Origin of the sequence: Streptomyces sp. NPDC101490, assembly GCF_044767145.1 — a bacterium.
GTDB lineage: Bacteria > Actinomycetota > Actinomycetes > Streptomycetales > Streptomycetaceae > Streptomyces.
Genome location: NZ_JBIWNI010000015.1, coordinates 107,241 through 124,665, shown reverse-complemented (window position 1 = coordinate 124,665; position 17,425 = coordinate 107,241). Strand labels below are relative to the sequence as shown.

Annotated in this window: 15 protein-coding genes; 5 read left to right on the top strand and 10 right to left on the bottom strand. The window is 72.5% G+C overall.

Annotation, left to right across the window (positions count from 1 at the left end):
* Window positions 1-80 precede the first annotated feature (80 nt).
* From ACIRQY_RS24615 to ACIRQY_RS24580, 8 genes are all read right to left on the bottom strand, one after another.
* Window positions 81-626 (bottom strand): GNAT family N-acetyltransferase, encoded by a 546-nt coding sequence (locus tag ACIRQY_RS24615; protein ID WP_351787050.1) that lies wholly within the window; start codon window positions 624-626, stop codon window positions 81-83.
* Between the two features lie 28 nt (window positions 627-654).
* The gene (locus tag ACIRQY_RS24610; protein ID WP_403929242.1) at window positions 655-1,500 is read right to left on the bottom strand and encodes a GNAT family N-acetyltransferase; all 846 of its coding nucleotides are present in this window, start codon (window positions 1,498-1,500) and stop codon (window positions 655-657) included.
* 529 nt (window positions 1,501-2,029) lie between these two features.
* The gene (ispG, locus tag ACIRQY_RS24605) at window positions 2,030-3,187 is read right to left on the bottom strand and encodes a flavodoxin-dependent (E)-4-hydroxy-3-methylbut-2-enyl-diphosphate synthase (RefSeq protein ID WP_351787056.1); all 1,158 of its coding nucleotides are present in this window, start codon (window positions 3,185-3,187) and stop codon (window positions 2,030-2,032) included.
* 103 nt (window positions 3,188-3,290) lie between these two features.
* A complete protein-coding gene (locus ACIRQY_RS24600) occupies window positions 3,291-4,598 on the bottom strand; it encodes a M50 family metallopeptidase (RefSeq protein WP_403929239.1) in 1,308 nt (435 codons plus the stop codon).
* On the bottom strand, window positions 4,595-5,845 hold the full coding sequence (dxr, locus tag ACIRQY_RS24595; protein ID WP_403929237.1) for a 1-deoxy-D-xylulose-5-phosphate reductoisomerase: 1,251 nt from the start codon (window positions 5,843-5,845) through the stop codon (window positions 4,595-4,597). The genes ACIRQY_RS24600 and dxr overlap by 4 nt, the downstream gene beginning before the upstream one ends.
* 34 nt (window positions 5,846-5,879) lie before the next feature.
* On the bottom strand, window positions 5,880-7,115 hold the full coding sequence (aroA, locus tag ACIRQY_RS24590; RefSeq protein WP_403929234.1) for a 3-phosphoshikimate 1-carboxyvinyltransferase: 1,236 nt from the start codon (window positions 7,113-7,115) through the stop codon (window positions 5,880-5,882).
* A 250-nt stretch (window positions 7,116-7,365) separates the two neighbouring features.
* Window positions 7,366-8,811 carry an aldehyde dehydrogenase family protein gene (locus ACIRQY_RS24585; RefSeq protein ID WP_403929232.1) on the bottom strand — a complete coding sequence of 482 codons (1,446 nt, stop codon included), beginning with the start codon at window positions 8,809-8,811 and terminating at the stop codon, window positions 7,366-7,368.
* Window positions 8,812-9,024: 213 nt separating this feature from the next.
* Window positions 9,025-9,999: an EamA family transporter gene (locus ACIRQY_RS24580; protein WP_403929229.1), complete on the bottom strand. Its 975-nt coding sequence runs from the start codon at window positions 9,997-9,999 to the stop codon at window positions 9,025-9,027.
* A gap of 338 nt (window positions 10,000-10,337) precedes the next feature.
* Between ACIRQY_RS24580 and ACIRQY_RS24575 the strand changes: the two genes are divergently transcribed.
* The 5 genes from ACIRQY_RS24575 to ACIRQY_RS24555 all read left to right on the top strand — a co-directional run bounded on the left by ACIRQY_RS24575 (window position 10,338) and on the right by ACIRQY_RS24555 (window position 13,086).
* Window positions 10,338-10,826 (top strand): hypothetical protein, encoded by a 489-nt coding sequence (locus tag ACIRQY_RS24575; protein WP_403929226.1) that lies wholly within the window; start codon window positions 10,338-10,340, stop codon window positions 10,824-10,826.
* Window positions 10,827-10,980: 154 nt separating this feature from the next.
* Entirely contained in the window at window positions 10,981-11,607 is a 627-nt protein-coding gene (locus ACIRQY_RS24570; protein WP_403929223.1) for a hypothetical protein, read from the top strand.
* Between the two features lie 262 nt (window positions 11,608-11,869).
* Window positions 11,870-12,220 (top strand): hypothetical protein, encoded by a 351-nt coding sequence (locus ACIRQY_RS24565; protein WP_403929220.1) that lies wholly within the window; start codon window positions 11,870-11,872, stop codon window positions 12,218-12,220.
* Between the two features lie 158 nt (window positions 12,221-12,378).
* A complete protein-coding gene (locus tag ACIRQY_RS24560; protein ID WP_403929217.1) occupies window positions 12,379-12,747 on the top strand; it encodes a hypothetical protein in 369 nt (122 codons plus the stop codon).
* A 108-nt stretch (window positions 12,748-12,855) separates the two neighbouring features.
* On the top strand, window positions 12,856-13,086 hold the full coding sequence (locus ACIRQY_RS24555; RefSeq protein ID WP_351787086.1) for a hypothetical protein: 231 nt from the start codon (window positions 12,856-12,858) through the stop codon (window positions 13,084-13,086).
* Window positions 13,087-13,218: 132 nt separating this feature from the next.
* Here ACIRQY_RS24555 and ACIRQY_RS24550 read toward each other — a convergent pair whose 3' ends face one another.
* Window positions 13,219-14,772, bottom strand: coding sequence for a PucR family transcriptional regulator (locus ACIRQY_RS24550; RefSeq protein WP_351787089.1), 1,554 nt, complete (start codon window positions 14,770-14,772; stop codon window positions 13,219-13,221).
* Between the two features lie 131 nt (window positions 14,773-14,903).
* Complete coding sequence (locus ACIRQY_RS24545) at window positions 14,904-17,378, bottom strand: ATP/GTP-binding protein (protein ID WP_403929214.1); 2,475 nt, start codon at window positions 17,376-17,378, stop codon at window positions 14,904-14,906.
* Between the last annotated feature and the right edge of the window lie 47 nt (window positions 17,379-17,425).

The window sequence follows — 17,425 nt, the reverse complement described above, 5'->3', positions numbered from 1 at the left end:
TGGTCCCCCTGTCCGGACGGGGCCGGGAAGGGGGGAGGTGATGGCTAGGAGGTTAGCCGGGCCGCCCCTGCTCGGAGAAATCAGTTCCGGCGCGGCAGCGGCAGCGGCGCGCCCATCACGGCGTAGGGGCGGGCGGCGCTCGGGAAGTGCACCTGGCGGGCGAGGTCCTGGTAGCCGAGGGAGCGGTAGAGGCCCCGGGCGGGGCTCTCGGTGTCGATCGCGGAGAGGATCGAGCGGGGCTCGGCGACTCCGTCGGTGATGGTGGTGATCAGTTTCCGGCCGAGGCCCTTCCCCTGGTGGGCGGGGTGGACGTGCAGCTCGGTGATGACGAAGGAGTCGTCGAGCCAGTCGTTGGCTCCGGTGATCCGCAGGTACGACTCGACGACGGTGGACCACCAGTGGGAGCGGTCGTTGGGCATTCCGTAGACGAAGCCGACGAGCGTCCCGTCGGGCGTGGTGGCGCCGTAGGCGCGGGCGCCCGCGCACAGCAGGTGGCGCAGGACGATGTGGCGGCGGACGGCGACCTCGTCGCGGCCCAGGCCGAAGGCGAGCGCCTGCACGGCGAGGGCCTCGTCCACCCGGGCGGCGAGATTGACCGGTCCGACCACGGCGTCTGCGTCATCCATGCGGCGCACCCTACAAGCGGGCCGGGTCTCAGAACAGCACGCTCATGAAGGCGCCGGTCTCGCGGAAGCCGACCCTGCGGTACGCGGCCCGCGCGGGGGTGTTGTAGTCGTTGACGTAGAGGCTGACGACGGGGGCGATGTCGGCCAGGGCGTACTGGAGGACGGCGGCCATGCCGGTCTCGGACAGGCCCTTGCCCCGGTGTTCGGGGGCGACCCAGACGCCCTGGATCTGGCAGGCGCGGTCCGTCGCGGCGCCGATCTCGGCCTTGAAGACGACCTTGCCGTTCTCGACGCGGGCGAACGACCGGCCGGAGCCGACGAGTTCGGCGACCCTGGCCTGGTAGAGCAGTCCGCCGTCGTTGGCGAGCGGGGAGACGCCGACCTCCTCGGTGAACATGGCCACGCAGGCGGGCATGATCACGTCCATCTCGTCCTTGCGGACGCGGCGGACCAGCGGGTCGGCGGCGACGGTGGTGGAGGGTTCCTCGGCGACCATCAGCGGCTGGCGGGCGCGGACGTCCCTGGCGGGTCCCCAGCTGGGTTCCAGGAGCCGCCAGAGTTCGGCGGTCGGCTCGGCGGGGCCGACGATGGAGGAGCAGCGGCGGCCGGTCCTGCGGGCCCGGTCGGCGAAGGCGCGGACGGCCTCGGGGGTGGCGCAGAGGGGCACCAGGTTGGCGCCCGAGTAGCAGAGCGAGCGGAGCCTGCCCTCCTGGTACCAGCCCCACATCTCGCCGCCGAGACGCCAGGGGTCGAGCCCGGCGATCTGGACACGGGCGGTCACGAAGGCGTTCTCGACGGGGGCGCTCTCCAGGACGGCGAGTGCGGCGCCGAGATCGGCGGGTTCGAGGACCCGGGTGGCGGGTTGTGTCAACACGAGGGGCCCTCACCGTACGGTTCTGCTGGTCTGCGCACTCTACCCGGCGGGCTCCGGGCCCGCCGGTGGCAGTACGGAGCCCCGCCGCCGGGAGGGGCGACGGGGCGGTGACGGCGTGACCGCCGGGCGATCCGCAGGACGGGGCTCGGCCGGGTCACGCGGGGCGTGTCCGGTGACCGGGCTCGACCGGTCGTGCGAGGGCCGATACCGGGAGCGGGCCTCACCGGACCGGCCGGGGCGATCCGAGGGCGGGGACCTCACGGAACCGCCCGGTGGCCGTCCGGGGCGGGTCTCACCGACCCGCCCGATGGCGATGGCTGGCCGGGGGCGAGCTTCACCGACCCGCCCGGTGGCCGTCCGCAGGTCGGGACCTCACCGATCCCTACCGGCGGCTGAGCCGAAGGGGCGCGCCGGTGGATCGACCCCGAGCGCGCGGAGCCTCCCGAGGAACGAGGGAGGTGAGCACGGTCGGGGTGGATCCACCGGCTGAAGCGCCCCTGAGGCGAAGCAAGCCGTGAAAAAGGGGCTGTCAGCCCGCGACGGCGATGGTGGGTTCGCCGCTGGCGACGCCGTCCTTCTCCATCTGCTCGGCGATCTTCAGCGCCTCCTCAATGAGGGTCTCGACGATCTTCGACTCGGGGACGGTCTTGATGACCTCGCCCTTGACGAAGATCTGGCCCTTGCCGTTGCCGGAGGCGACGCCGAGGTCGGCCTCGCGGGCTTCGCCGGGGCCGTTGACGACACAGCCCATGACGGCGACGCGCAGCGGGACGGTCATTCCGTCGAGCCCGGCGGTGACCTCCTCGGCGAGCTTGTAGACGTCGACCTGGGCGCGGCCGCAGGACGGGCAGGAGACGATCTCCAGACGGCGCTGGCGCAGGTTCAGCGACTCCAGGATCTGCATGCCGACCTTGATCTCCTCGGCCGGCGGGGCGGAGAGGGAGACCCGGATGGTGTCGCCGATGCCCTGGGAGAGCAGGGCGCCGAAGGCGACGGCCGACTTGATGGTGCCCTGGAAGGCGGGGCCCGCCTCGGTGACGCCGAGGTGCAGCGGGTAGTCGCACTGGGCGGCGAGCTGGCGGTAGGCCTCGACCATGATGACCGGGTCGTTGTGCTTGACCGAGATCTTGATGTCGCGGAAGCCGTGTTCCTCGAAGAGGGAGGCTTCCCAGAGGGCGGACTCGACGAGCGCCTCGGGGGTGGCCTTGCCGTACTTCTTCAGCAGCCTGGCGTCGAGCGAGCCCGCGTTGACGCCGATGCGGATGGGGGTGCGGGCGTCGGAGGCCGCCTTGGCGATCTCCTTGACCTTGTCGTCGAACTGCTTGATGTTGCCCGGGTTGACGCGGACGGCGGCGCAGCCCGCGTCGATCGCGGCGAAGACGTACTTGGGCTGGAAGTGGATGTCGGCGATCACGGGGATCTGCGACTTCCGCGCGATGACCGCGAGGGCGTCGGCGTCGTCCTGGGTCGGGCAGGCCACGCGCACGATCTGGCAGCCGGAGGCGGTCAGCTCGGCGATCTGCTGGAGGGTGGCGCCGATGTCGGACGTGCGGGTGGTCGTCATCGACTGCACCGAGACGGGTGCGTCACCGCCGACGGCCACGGTGCCGACCTGGATCTGGCGGCTCTTGCGCCGCTCGGCGAGCCGGGTCGGGACGGTCGGGATACCGAGAGAAATCGCGGTCATCTTCTGTGCAACCTCAGGGTTGTGCGTCGGCGGGCTCAGGTATTCGAGGTTACCGCCCCGGGCGTGGGGGGCCGGACACGTACGGGTTCGACCCCCCTGGGGGTTACGTGATCTTCACCGGGTTGACGAGGTCGGCGGCGAGCACGAGCAGGGTGAAGCAGACGAAGACTCCCGCCACCACGTACGCGGCGGGCATCAGCTTCGCCACGTCGAAGGGGCCGGGGTCGGGGCGCTTGAAGATCCTGGCCGTCCGGCGGCGCAGGGACTCCCAGAGGGCGCCCGCGATGTGGCCGCCGTCGAGCGGGAGCAGCGGGAGCATGTTGAACAGGAACAGCGAGACGTTGAACATCACCAGGATGTTCATGAACCAGACGAGGATCCGCTCGGGCGGGGCTTCGACGGTCATGAGTTCGCCGGTGAGCCGGGCGGCGCCGACGACGCCGACCGGGGAGTCGTCGGCGCGTTCGCCGCCCCCGAAGGTGGCGTCCCACAGGCCGGGGATCTTGCCGGGGAGGGCGATGACCGAGTGGACGCCGTTCTGCATGAGGTCGACCATGCGGTCGCTGGTCTCGCCGAAGCTGAGGGGGGCGACCTCGGTCTTGGAGGCGAAGCCGAGGTATCCGGCGTCGATGTAGGTCAGCGGCTGGACGATCCTGCCGTCGGCGTCCTTCTTCGGCACCTTGTTGGAGACCAGGGTGGGGTGCAGGTCGATCCGCTGTCCGGCCCGTTCGACGGTGACCGTCGCGGGGCCCATGGTGTCGCGGATGCGGTCGGAGAGGGCGTCCCAGTCGTTGACCGGGGTGCCGTTGAAGGCGACGATCTTGTCGCCGTCCTTCAGGCCCGCCCGGTACGCGGGGGAGACGGGGTCGCCCGCCGCGCACTTCTCGCGCTTCTCGCTCTGCTTGATGACGCACTTCTGGACGCCCGCGACCTTGGTGGTCTGGCCTTCCGTGCCGAGCGTCATCATCGAGCCGAAGAACAGCGCGGCGGCCAGGACCAGGTTCATGAAGGGTCCGGCGAACATGACGATGACGCGCTTCCACGGCTTGCGCGTGTAGAAGAGGCGGGTCTCGTCGCCGGGCTGGAGTTCCTCGTACGAGGCTTCGCGGGCGTCCTCGATCATGGAGCGCCAGGGGGAGGTGGAGCGGGCCTCGATCCGTCCGTCGTCGCCCGGCGGGAACATGCCGATCATGCGGATGTAGCCGCCGGCGGGGATGGCCTTGAGTCCGTACTCGGTCTCGCCGCGCTTCCGGGACCAGATGGTGGGGCCGAAGCCGACCATGTACTGCGGGACGCGGATGCCGAAGAGCTTGGCGGTGGAGAGGTGTCCCAGTTCGTGCCAGGCGATGGAGACGAGCAGCCCGAAGGCGAACAGGACGATGCCCAGGACGTACAGGAGCGTTTCGTTCATGCGCGGGCCTCCGCTGTTGCCTTCGCTGCGAGCTCTCGGGCCCGAGCACGGGCCCAGGTCTCCGCTTCGAGGACGTCCGGGACGGTGAGGGAGGTTCCCGTACGGGGGGTTCCGTGTTCCGTCACGACCGCCGTGACCGTGTCCATGATGCCGTTGAACGGCAGCCGTCCGGCCAGGAAGGCCGCCACGCACTCCTCGTTGGCCGCGTTGAAGACGGCGGGGGCGGTGCCGCCCAGCGTGCCGACGTGCCGGGCGAGGCCCACCGACGGGAAGGCCTCGGTGTCCAGGGGGAAGAACTCCCAGGTGGAGGCCTTGGTCCAGTCGAAGGCGGGGGCCGCGTCCGGGACCCGCTCGGGCCAGCCGATGCCGATGGCGATCGGGCCGCGCATGTCCGGCGGGGTGGCCTGGGCGAGGGTCGAGCCGTCGGTGAACTCGACCATCGAGTGGACGTACGACTGGGGGTGGACGACGACCTCGATGCGGTCGAACGGGATGTCGTAGAGCAGATGGGCCTCGATGACCTCCAGGCCCTTGTTGACCAGGGTCGCGCTGTTCACCGTGATCACCGGACCCATCGCCCAGGTCGGGTGCGCGAGCGCGTCCTCGCGGGTGACGTCGGCGAGCTGGGCGCGCGTACGTCCCCGGAAGGGGCCGCCGGAGGCGGTGACGACCAGCTTGCGGACGTCGGCGCGGGTGCCCGCCGCCAGCGCCTGGAAGAGGGCCGCGTGCTCGGAGTCGACCGGGATGATCTGGCCGGGCTTCGCGAGCGCCTTCACCAGGGGGCCGCCGACGATCAGCGATTCCTTGTTGGCGAGGGCGAGGGTGCGGCCGGCTTCGAGGGCGGCGAGGGTCGGCGCGAGACCGATGGAGCCGGTGATGCCGTTGAGGACGGTGTGGCACGGGGAGGCGGCCAGCCGTGTGGCCGCGTCGGGGCCCGCGAGCAGTTCGGGCAGCGGCTCGGAGCCGTACCGGTCCTTCAGCGCCTCGCGCAGTTCGGGCAGCGCGTCCTCGCGGGCCACGGCGACCGCGGCGACCTTCAGCCGGTGCGCCTGCTCGGCGAGGAGGCCGACCCGGCCGCCGGACGCGGCCAGGGCGGTGACCCGGAAGCGGTCGGGGTTGCGCAGGACCAGGTCGATGGCCTGGGTGCCGATGGACCCCGTGGAACCGAGGACGACGATGTCCCGGCGTCCTTCGGACACGTCGAAGGCGATATGGGGGTCGGCGAGAGGAGAGGGGCGGTCGCTCATGCCCCCCATTCTTGCCCCAAAGCCCGCGCGCTCTTCACGGGGTGCGGACGAACGCGTCGAACGCCCGGTGGAAGTCGGGGAACGTCTTCTTCACACAGCCGGGGTCGTCGTAGCCGATGCCGGGGGTGCGCAGGGCGGTGACCGCGAAGGACATGACGATCCGGTGGTCGCCGTGGGTGGAGATCACGGCCGGTCCGGCGGGCGTGCCGGGGTGGATCTCGATCCAGTCGGGGCCGGTGCGCACGGTGATGCCGAGGCGGCGCAGGTTCTCGGCGCAGGCGTCGAGGCGGTCGCACTCCTTGACCCGGGTGTTGGCGACGTCCTCGATGCGGACCGGTCCGTCGGCGAAGGGCGCGAGGGCGGCCAGGGTGGGCATGGTGTCGGAGATGTCCCGCATGTTGACGGTGAGTCCGCGCAGGGTGCCGGTGGAGCGGACGGTGGTGCCCGCGTCGGTGGTCTCGACGTCGGCGCCCATCCGGCGCAGGACGTCGACGAAGGCGAGGTCGCCCTGGAGGGCGCCGGTGCCGAGCCCGGGGACGGTGACGGAGCGGTCGGGCAGGAGCGCGGCGGCGGCGAAGAAGTAGCTGGCCGTGGAGGCGTCGGGCTCGATGCCGTAGGTCCGGGCGCGGTAGCCGGTCGGGGCGACCCGGTAGGTGCGTCCCTCCTGGCGGACGTCGGCGCCGAAGCTCCGCATCATGGCGAGGGTGATCTCGACGTACGGCTCCGAGACCAGGTCGGTGACGGTGATGTCGAGGCCCTCGGTGGTGAGCGGGCCCAGCATGAGGAGGGCCGTCAGGTACTGGGAGGACTGTCCGGCGTCGAGGGTGAGCGCGCCGCCCTTCACTCCGTGGGCGTGGACGGCGAGGGGGTGGTGGCCCTCCTTCTCGCCGTGCCGCAGGTCGACGCCGAGGGTGCGCAGGGCCTCGGTGAGCGGGCCGAGGGGGCGGCGGCGCATCTGGGCGGAGGCGTCGAAGCGGTAGGTGCCGTGGCCCGCGGCGGCGAGGGTGGGCAGGAAGCGGGCGGTGGTGGCGCCGTCGCGGCAGTAGACGTCGGCGCTGTCGGCGCCGGGGCCCGCGGGGCGGCCCTCGATGTGCCAGGCGCCGGGCTCGCGACGGACGGCGTAGCCGAGGGCGGTGAGCCCTTCGGCGAAGCCTTCGGTGTCGTCGGAGACGAGGGGCCGCAGGAGGGTGGTGGTGCCCTCGGCCGCCGCGGCGAGGAACAGCGCGCGGGCGGTGACGGACTTGGAGCCGGGGATGTCTATGACGGTCACGCCCCTCATCCTGCCGGGTGGACCCGCCGGAAGGTGGGCTGTTCCGCATGACGGAACGGAAGGGGTTGCCGTACGGGGGGGCGCCGGGCCGCTACGGGGTACGACCTCGGGGCCGTGGGGTCCCCGGCCTCTGGGCTCGTGGGGTCCCGGTGCGAAGAGAGGCGGTCCGGGCCCCCGCACAGTGGGTCCGGACCGCCTGGTCTGGTGGGGCGTGTGCCCCGGTGGGGTGCTCCCGGGAGCACCCCACGCCCTAGAGGGCGAGGCCCGTCAGGACGAGGACGCGCTCGTAGGTGTAGTCGTCCATCGCGAACCTGACGCCCTCACGCCCCACGCCGGACCGCTTGGCACCGCCGTACGGCATCTGGTCGGCGCGGTACGAGGGCACGTCACCGATGATCACGCCGCCGACCTCCAGGGCGCGGTGGGCGCGGAAGGCGGCCTGGAGGTCCCGGGTGAAGACACCGGCCTGGAGGCCGAAGTCGGAGTCGTTGACCGCGGCGAAGGCATCGGCCTCGCCGTCCGCCTTCGCGATGGTCAGGACCGGCCCGAAGACCTCGGAGCGGGCCAGGGTGACGCCCGCCGGGAGGTCGGTGAGGACGGTCGGCGCGTAGGTCGCGCCCTCGCGCTTGCCTCCGGTGAGGAGCTTGGCACCGGCCGCGACGGCCTCGTCCACCCAGGACTCGACGCGCACGGCGGCGGCCTCGTCGACCAGCGGGCCGACGTCGGTGGCGGCGTCGGACGGGTCACCGGTGACCTGGGCCTCGACGGCGGCGACGATCTTCGGCAGCAGGCGGTCGTGGACGGAGGAGTCGACGATCACGCGCTGGACGGAGATGCAGGACTGGCCGCCCTGGTAGTTGGAGAAGGTCGCGATCCGGCTCGCCGCCCAGTCGAGGTCCTCCTCGGAGGACCAGTCGGGGAGGACGACGGCGGCGGCGTTGCCGCCCAGCTCCAGGGTGCAGTGCTTGTGCGGCACCGCCTGCTGGATGGCGTAGCCGACCTTGTCGGAGCCGGTGAAGGAGATGACGGGGAGGCGCTCGTCCTGGACCAGGGCGGGCATCCGGTCGTTCGGCACGGTCAGGATCGACCAGGAGCCGGCCGGGAGGTCGGTCTCGGCCAGGATCTCGCCCAGGATCAGGGAGGAGATCGGGGTCGACGGGGCCGGCTTGAGGATGATCGGGGCGCCGACGGCGATGGCCGGGGCGACCTTGTGGGCGCTGAGGTTCAGCGGGAAGTTGAACGGCGCGATGCCGAGGACGACGCCCTTGGGCATCCGGCGGGTGAGGGCGAGGCGGCCCGCGCCGCCCGCCTCGGTGTCCAGGCGCTGGGCCTCGCCCGCGTTCCAGCGGCGGGCCTCCTCGGCGGCGAAACGGAAGACGGAGACGGCACGGCCGACCTCGCCGCGGGCCCACTTGATGGGCTTGCCGTTCTCGGCGGAGATGACCTGGGCGATCTCCTCGGTGCGCTCGGCGAGCCGCTTCGACACGTGGTCGAGGGCGGCGGCGCGGACGTGCGCCGGGGTGGCGGCGAACTCGTCGACGACGGCGTGCGCGGCGGCGACGGCCTCCTCGACCTGGGCCTCGGTGGGCACGCTGACCTTGCCGACCAGACGTCCGTCGTACGAGTTCGTGACGTCGAAGGTGGCCTCGCCGGTGGCCTCGCGGCCGGCGAGCCAGAAGGCGTGGGTGGTCGTCATGGCGTCCCGGCCCTTTCCGTTTCGTGGAGCGAGCGATTGCTCTCGTGACACGTTAGGGCCGGGGCGGCGGGCATGGGCTTGTCCGCTGTGGAGTGATGGGACCACACCTCTGTCCGAATTGGCCCAACGGGTTCCGGCCATGTGTCGAGGGGCCGTCGTCCCGCGCCCCGCACGGCCGCCGCGCCGGGCGCACCGGTCTCCCGGGCCCGTCCGTCAGCCGCGCCGCTCCGTGGAGACGATCAGCCAGACCCCTGCGACGACGATCGCGCCGCCGAGGACGATGGACCAGGTCAGGGCCTCGTTCAGGACGAGGGCGCCGAGGGCGACGGCGACGACGGGGTTCACGTACGCGTAGGTGGCGACCAGCGAGAGCGGGGCGGCCTGGAGCAGCCAGGCGTACGCGGTGAACGCGATCAGCGAGCCGAAGACCACCAGACCGGCGAGGGCCACCCAGGAGCGCCCCGATATCGCCGCCGGGTCGAGCCCCTGCTGCTCGCCCCTGACCAGTCCGACGAGCAGACCGCCCAGGCCGCCCGCGATCATCTCGTACGCGCTGGCGGTGAACGGGTTCTTGGGCATCGGCAGGCGCGCGGAGGAGAAGGAGCCGACGGACCACAGCAGGGTGGCTATGACGACGAGGAGGACGCCGCTCGCCTTCACCTCGCCGCTGAGTCCCGGCAGGGTCAGCACGGCGAGTCCGGCGAGCCCCAGGAGCACGCCCGCGAGGCCGCCCACGGTCGGCCGTTGGCCGGAAGTCGCTTTCAGAAGGACGACCCACGCGGGGACGACGGAGATCAGCAGGGCGGCGAGACCGGACGAGATCGAGGTCTCGGCCAGGACGACGAGACCGTTGCCGCCCAGGATCAGGAGCAGGCCGACGAGGACGGCGGAGCCCAGTTCCCGGCGGGTGACCTTGAGGGCCGCCGGGCCCCGGCGCCAGGCGATGATCCCGGCGAGCAGCAGTCCCGCGGTGACGAAGCGGGTGCCCGCGGAGAGGAAGGGCGGCATCGTCTCGACGACGATCCGGATGCCGAGGTAGGTCGAGCCCCAGACGACGTAGACGATGCCGAGGGCAGCCCACACGGCGCCGGTGATCCGGCGGACGGGCACCGAGGAGGTGGCGGGGGTGCGGGGTGCGGGCGCGGTCCGGGGCGTCTCGGGGGCCGGATCGACGGCGGGGCTTGTCATGGACAGAGAGTAAAGAACGCAGGTCCGACGGCCAAGGAATCTGCCCGCGTCCGGGCAGACCGGACGCCCGGGAGACGCCGTCCACTCCTCGGAAGCGGACCGTCGCATCGGATGCGGCCAGACGCCACTGCCGCGCACCATTTCGGGTGGTCCGATTCCGGCGGAGAGGCCAGCGGACGGAATATGCCAGCGGCTTCTGCTGTCATGGGCCGCGAAAGCTCCGCACCACACGATGGGCGAAGGATCGGATTCCCCTTCCGGCGCTGACGGCGTACGGGAGGACCAGCCCGGGTGGAAGAGGAGCAAGCCGTACCGGACCACCAGGAAGGCGGATCCGAATGTCCGGTCATCTGATTCTCGACAACATGTCCAAGTCCGACCGCGACGCGGCACTCGGGGTGGGTGCGGGCGTCTCCTGGAGCAAGCTCTCCCGGCACAAGACCGGCTCCGGCACCTACGTGGACTGGGACACCGCTTCCCGTGCCGAACTGGCGAAGCTGCTGAAGGGCCAGCAGCTCGGCAGCGCGGGCCGTGAATCGCTGCCGCCCCACCGCTACCTCTCCTTCGCGAAGGGTTCGGGCATCCCCACCGGTCCGATCGAGGACTTCTTCCTCAAGCCGAAGAAGATTCCCGCGTGGATGGACAAGCAGAAGCTGGTGATTCCCCGCAAGGGCGCGGGCACGGAGATGTGCCGGGACGCGAAGGACGCCTGGAACAAGGGGAACCTCCAGCAGGCACTGTTCCTCCAGTTCGCCAAGGGCGAGAGCCTGATCCTGGAGATCTACCACTTCGAGGGAAGGGAGATGACGGAGGCGAACGGGAAGTAGAGGGCGCCGGAAAGAAGTCCGGGGAGAGTCCCGGGAAGCAGGAGGGCAAGTACCAGGTCGCCCATGGACCTGGCCACCCACGGATGCCATCTCCCGGAACCCTCCTCACCATTCACGGTCAGAGCGGATCGACCGCAGCGAAGGAATCGGGAAAGTGTTCACGAAACAGCAGTTCACCACCGCAGCGAACAACGTCAAGGACCTCTACAAGAAAAGAGGCCTTGAGCGGACCTGGGACAACAAGGACGCCTTCAGCGACGCAGGGATCAAGGTGGCCTGGGACGTCTACTACTCCGTGGAGAAGGCAACCGCGAACCGCGATTTCATCGGGATGATCATCGGTGGACTGCGGGACGACACCCAGCCCCCTGCCGAGCAGGGAAGCGGAATCGATCCGGAGGTGAAGGAAAATTTCTGGACCATGAACGAGGCCACGAAGAAATACGGCCCCGCCGGAGTCCTGAAGACGGCGAACTGGTCGGTCCTCGTCAATGACGCCTGGCTGCTCGCCGGTATCCACGCCGAACTGAAGTTCTTCCTCGCCTCACCCAGGAGGCAGGTGAACGTGTACGACACCGACCGGAACCGCTTCCGGGTCTTCGGGCGGGAACTGGCGGGACTCAAGACCTTCGGCTACCAGTTCGAACCCAGTGACTGGCCGCAGCTCGGCGAGGTGGAAGTGCCGCCCATCAAGCCACAGCTCCCCACGTTCGCCGAATACCAGGCGGGCGTGGACAAGTACGAGACAGCCAAGAACTACCCTCAGCTGCTCGGCCCCTGACTCCTGGCCCTCGCGGAGAGGCCCCGGGACTCCCTTCGGCAGATGCAGGGCTCTGCGGCGCCCCACCCTTCTCCCCTCTCGGCGATACGGCCCTGCGAAGGGGCCCTGATGCACCCCGGAGCAGGGACCGCTCGGGGGTGCGGCCGTCACTCATTGTGGTGGCCGGGCTTCCCCGCCGGGTTCCGGAGTGCAACTCCAGGGCAGATCCGCCCTAGCCAGGGGCATATTCAGCACCCCGGCACCGAACTCTGTGGAGGCTTCGATGAAACGCACCGTGATCACCGTGCTGGCGAGCGCGGCCCTGTCCCTGGCCGCCATCATCCCGGCGGCTGCCAACAACATCGAGTTCCTGGCCTACGAGGACCCCGCTCATCCCGGGAAGGCGAAGGTGCTGAACGCGGTCACCGTCAACCCCCAGGCGAACGACATCAAGTGGGACCTCTGCAAGAACGTCCTCGTCGGCCGGGATCTCATCAACGACACAGGCGGTACCGCGTTCCTGTACGAGCATGAGGACTGCACCGGCTCGTACAAGCACAAGCTCGCCGACACCGAAGAGGCCATCAACATGCCCACCAAGTCGATCAGATCCGTGAAGATCGTCCGCGAGTGACATCGGGGCAGCGGCACCGGTGGCCGCCGGACGCCGCTCCCTGAACCCCGGCCGTCGCCCGGGGCGGGCGACGGCCGGAAGCCGGACCGTCCCGCCCGGCTCCCGGCCCCGGTCCGGCCCACTCCCCTCCCGCCACCACCTCCAGGAGAGCATCCGCTGTGCACCGCCCGCTGACCGGCCTCGCCGCCTTGGCGCTCGTCCTCGCCGCCGCCGCTCCGACAGCGGCGAACAACATCCACTTCTACGTCTACCAGGCCTCCGACTCCAGCCACCCCGACAAGGCCCAGGTGGTGAACGTCGTGAGGGAGTACCCCGACCCGCCGGACCAGCTGATCGGCACCTGCAAGAACGTCCACGGGACCGGCGACTTCGCCAACTACACCGGCCGCGCGGTCTACCTCCACGCCATGGCCGGCTGTCAGGTGTCGGAGCAGTTCCCCGCCCGCAGGGTCAAGGACCGCGAGCGCGTCGCGAACACCGCCTTCCAGTCCGTCCGCGTCGAGGGAACCGCCACCCCGCCCCGCTGACGTCCTACGGAGAGCACGGGGGCACGGCGGCTCATCGGTCGCCGCACGGCGATGACAGGATGGCCGGACCCGTGAGGGAGAACGACCGACACACCTAGGGGGAACCTCATGATCCTGCTGGCACTGACCGGTGTCCTGCTGCTCGCCGTCGCGGGCTGCGTCTGCGTGGTGTGGGCCGCGCAGGGCGGCCCCCGCTGGGTCCAGGCGGTGTCCGCCGTGACCCTGGGCGCCGGACGGCTGGTCCGCTCCCGCCCGCTCCGCGGCCCGAACCGCAGCAGCGGCAACGACATCACGGTCTTCGGCGACGGCGGCAGCGGTGGCGGGGGCGACTCGAACTGAGGGAGCGGGCGGGGGCGGGGACCGCACAGGGGCTCCACTCCAGGGACGCCCCCGATTCAGGTCGGACCCCGACCCGTATGCGTACGGACGGACCCTGGCCCGTATGCGTACGACCAAGCCGACGGGCCCCGGTCAGTCCGTGCCGCCGCCCGTCGCCTTCAGGGCCAGCCAGAGCTCCATCCGTACGTCCGGGTCGTCCAGCGAGCGGCCGAGGATCTCCTCGACCCGCCGCATCCGGTAGCGGAGGGTGTGCCGGTGGACGCCGAGATCGGCCGCCGCCGCGTCCCACTGGCCGTGCCGGGAGAGCCACGCCCGCAGTGAGGCGACCAGGTCGCCCCGGCCCGTCGCGTCATGGTCGCGGAGTGCGCGGAGCATCCCGTCGGCGAAGGCGCGCACGGCGTCGTCGGCGAGCAGCGGGAGCACCGAACCGGCCGCCAGGTCCTCGTGCTCGACGAGCGCGCGGCCCCGCCGCCGGGCCACCGACAGCGCCTGCTCGGCCTGCTTGTACGCGGCTGCCGCCAGGGCGGGCCCGGCGGGCGCCGACAGTCCGACGATCACACCGGCGTCCTCCGCCTCCCGGTCCGCGTACCCCTGGCAGGCGGTGACGACCGCTCCCCCGTCCCCGGCGAGGACGACGAGCCGCTGGGCGCTCTCGGGCACGGTGAGGACGGCCTCCCCGGCGCGGGCGGCGGCGGCCTCCAGGTTCTCGGCGAGCAGCGGGAGCGGGGGTTCCCCGGCGGGTTCGGGCCCGGCGGACTCGGCGACGAGCAGCCGGAAGGGGGCGTCGAGGAGTCCGCCGTAGACATCGCCCGCGACCGCGCGGGCGTGGTCCGGCTGGCCCGCGAGCAGCATCCGGAGGATCGCCGCGCCGAGGCGCTGCTCGGCCGCCTGGAGGGAACGGGAACGTTCCGTCGTGAGGGTGAGCAGGGCGATGGCCGAGTGCACGGCGTACCGCTCGCCGGTGCCGAGGGGGGCGCCGGTGCCGACGGCGAGGGCGCCCCGGACGCGGCGGCCGGTGCCGAGCGACTGGAGTTCGACGCGGTCCTCCGTACCTCCGACGACGGCGCTGGCGGGCGCTGGGCGGTCCCGGAGCCGTTCCACGTCGGAGGTGAGCCGGGCGGCCCTGCGGGCGGCCCAGTCGGGTGAGACGGCGACGACGGTGCCGGAGGTGTCGTAGAGCGCGGCCCAGCCGTCGAGGTGTGCGGCGAGCCGGGCGACGACGGCTTCGGGCCCCTCGGCGAGGGCGGCCCTGGTCAGTTCGCGCTGTACCTCGAAACCGGCCGTGACGTCCCGGTACTGGTCGGCGGAGATCGCCGCTGAGACGGCCTTGCTGATGGCGAGGAACGGGGTCCTGCGGGGCACTTCGAGGAGCGGCAGGTGCTCCTCGCGGGCCGCGTCGAGGAGGGCGGGCGGGATCTCCTCGTAATTGACGCCCACGGCGAAGCCGAGTCCGACGACGCCCGCGCCGACCAGCCTGCGCACATAGCGGCGCATCGCCTCCAGGTCCTCCGCGTCGAGGGTGAGCGCGGTGGTGAGGAGGAGTTCGCCCCCCTCCATGTACGGGACGGGGTCGGCGAGCTCGCTGACGTGCGCCCAGCGGACGGGGGTGTCGAGACGGTCCGCGCCGGCCCGGACGACGAGCTTGAGCGAGGAGTGCTGGACCAGCGAGGCGAGGGTGGGCGGCATTGGGGACCGTCGGACCTTTGGGAGGGGGGCGCCGCTCAACCGAGCGGCGCCCCCGATTGTGCCAGGGCCGACGTCCACCCGCTCAGCCGAGCGGGCGGGCGCGGGTCCGGCCGGGGGTGCGGCCCGTCGGTTCAGTCCGTCAGCTCCACGAGCAGCGGCGGGGTGTGCTCCCCGCGTACGTGGGTGAGCGACAGGACGGCGTGGCCGGGCGGCACGGCGTGCGCGAGGTCGGACGCCGACCACCGCTGCCGCTCCACCTCCCGGACGGTGACGGCCTCGGTGGTGACGGCCTTGCCGGTGACGAGTTTGCGCAGGGCGTGGAAGGCGCGGGTCATCGGCTGGTCGGCGAAGACGGTGTGGTGGGCGGTCTCGGTGGTCTCCACCCGTTCGGTGCCCCAGGCCTCGGCGAAGGCCCGGCCGTCCCAGGTGGGCAGCCCGGCGAAGGCCATCCGGCAGCCGACGCCCGCGAGCAGCGGGCCGTGCAGCGGCTCGGGGACCTCCGCGAGGGTGCGGAGGGCCAGCAGGACGCCCGCGTTCTGCGGGCGGAGCCGCTGGAGGCCCCGGACGGTCCCGGCGGTCAGGGCCCCGGCGGCGTCGTCGAGGACCAGGCAGGCGAAGTGGCCCCGGCCCGGCCGGTCGCGGGTGACGGACTGGAACTGGGCGAGCAGCAGCCGGTTGAGCAGCCGTGCGGCCTCCTCGTGGCCGCCCTCGGGGAGGGCGATCCTGACCCGCATGGGGTGCTGGGCGACGGCCCGCAGCGAGAAGGGCCGGGTCTCGCGTCCGCCGCCGAAGAAGGCGGCGAAGACCGGCCGGTCGAGGGCGGCGAGCCGGTCGGCGAGCAGGGGGCCGACGTCGGTGGCGGTGCCGACCTGGCGGATGCGGGAGTCCAGTTCGCGGCGCATGGCCGGGTGCCCGTCCTCCGGGAGCAGGTCGAGCAGGGCCCGGAGGGTCTCGGGGCGGGCTTCGAGCAGTTCGCGCAGGACCGGGACGGTCGGGAAGCCGCCGTACGCGGCCCGGTAGGGGCCGATGAGCTGGGCGAGGACGGTGGCGGCGCGCCGGGTCTCGACGCCCTCCATGTCTCCGACGAGCCCCTCGGCGAGGAAGGCGGCGGCCTCGTCCGGGTCGGTGGCCCCGGCGTAGAGGTCCAGGTCGTAGCGGGAGGCGGGGTCGCCGAGGCGGACGACGACGTCGTACGCCTCGTCGGGGCCGAGCGGGGCGGCGGCCGGGCCTACGGCGACGACGGAGCAGGCGCCGGTGAGGGCCTGGAGGACCAGCGTCTCGACGACGGGTGCGACGAGGTGCCGGGTCTTGCCCGCGCCGGAGGGGCCGACGGCGAGGAGGGAGGTGCCGAGGAGGCCGGGGTCGAGGGCGAGCCCGGCGCCGTGGTAGGCGTCCGGGGTCCGCTCGGCGGGTGCGTACCGGCCGACGCGGACCTGGCCGAGGAGCAGGTCGTGGGTGGCGCGGCGGCCGGGCAGGTCGCGGGCGCCGGAGGGGTGCGCGGCGGCTCCCGCGCCCTCCTTGAGGAGGGTGTCGGTGACGGCGGCGCGGCGGGCGGGGTCGCGGCCCGCTTCGCGCCAGAGGCGCTGGACGCGGGCGCAGTCGACGTCGTTCATGCGTCCGGTGAGGAGTTCTCCGGCGAGCAGGTCGGCGGCGCGGTGGGCGCCCGCCTCGCGCAGTTCCGGCCATCGGGAGCGGGCCGTGTCCGGCGCGGGGGCGGGGGCCGTGGGCGGGGCGGTGGCGCGGCGGGCGCGCAGGAGGGGGAGCCAGCCGCCGACGCGGGCGAAGGGGCGGACGACGAGCGCGGTGACGGCGGCGTAGAGCGGATAGACGAGGAAGGGGGAGCTGAGGGCGTCGTAGCCGCCCGCGACGAGGGCGGCGAGGGAGAGGACGGGGGTGACGACGGGCAGCGGGTCCCAGCCGAGGCCGAAGAACTCGGGCCAGACGAACGTCAGGGTGATCAGGGCCCCGGCGGCGGCGACGGCCGCGCGGACGGGCGGGCTGAACCGGTCGAGGTAGAAGCGGACGATCCTGCCCCAGGAGCCGACGGCGGCGACGGCGCAGACGAGCCCGACGAAGACGGCGCCGCCGAAGACCTCGTGGGCCGCCTGTCCGTGCCAGTCGCGCGGGGTGGTGCCGAGGGAGTACCACCAGTCTCCGGGCGTGAGGGTCTTGAGCACGGCCCACATGTAGGGAAGGGTGCCGCGGCGGAAGGCCGACCAGATGAGCAGTCCGACGGCGACCGGGACGAGCATCCCGACGACGGTGACGGGGGAGAGCCGCCGGTCGGCGGCGGGCGGCGGCGGGACGTGCCGGAACCGCCAGATCCCGAGGCCTGCCCGGGGGCGCGGGGCGTCCAGCCAGTCGGCGGCGGGCGGGCGGGCGCCGGGTGCCCGGGGGGGCCTCGGCGGCGCGGCCGGGGCGCCGACGGGGAGGGGCGGGGTGACAGGGGGTGCGGGGGCGGGCACCACACCGGTCGTCGGGAGGGCGGGGGGCGCGGGGCGGGCCGGTGTCCGTCCGTCCCGCGACGGGCCCCCGGGCGGCCCTCCGGGTCGCGGCACCCCGCCCCCCTTCGTGTCGCGTGACTCGTACGTGCCGTCGGTCTCCATCTACCCCTGCCCCCTGACCAGCCAGGTCGCCGCGTCTGTGCCTTCGT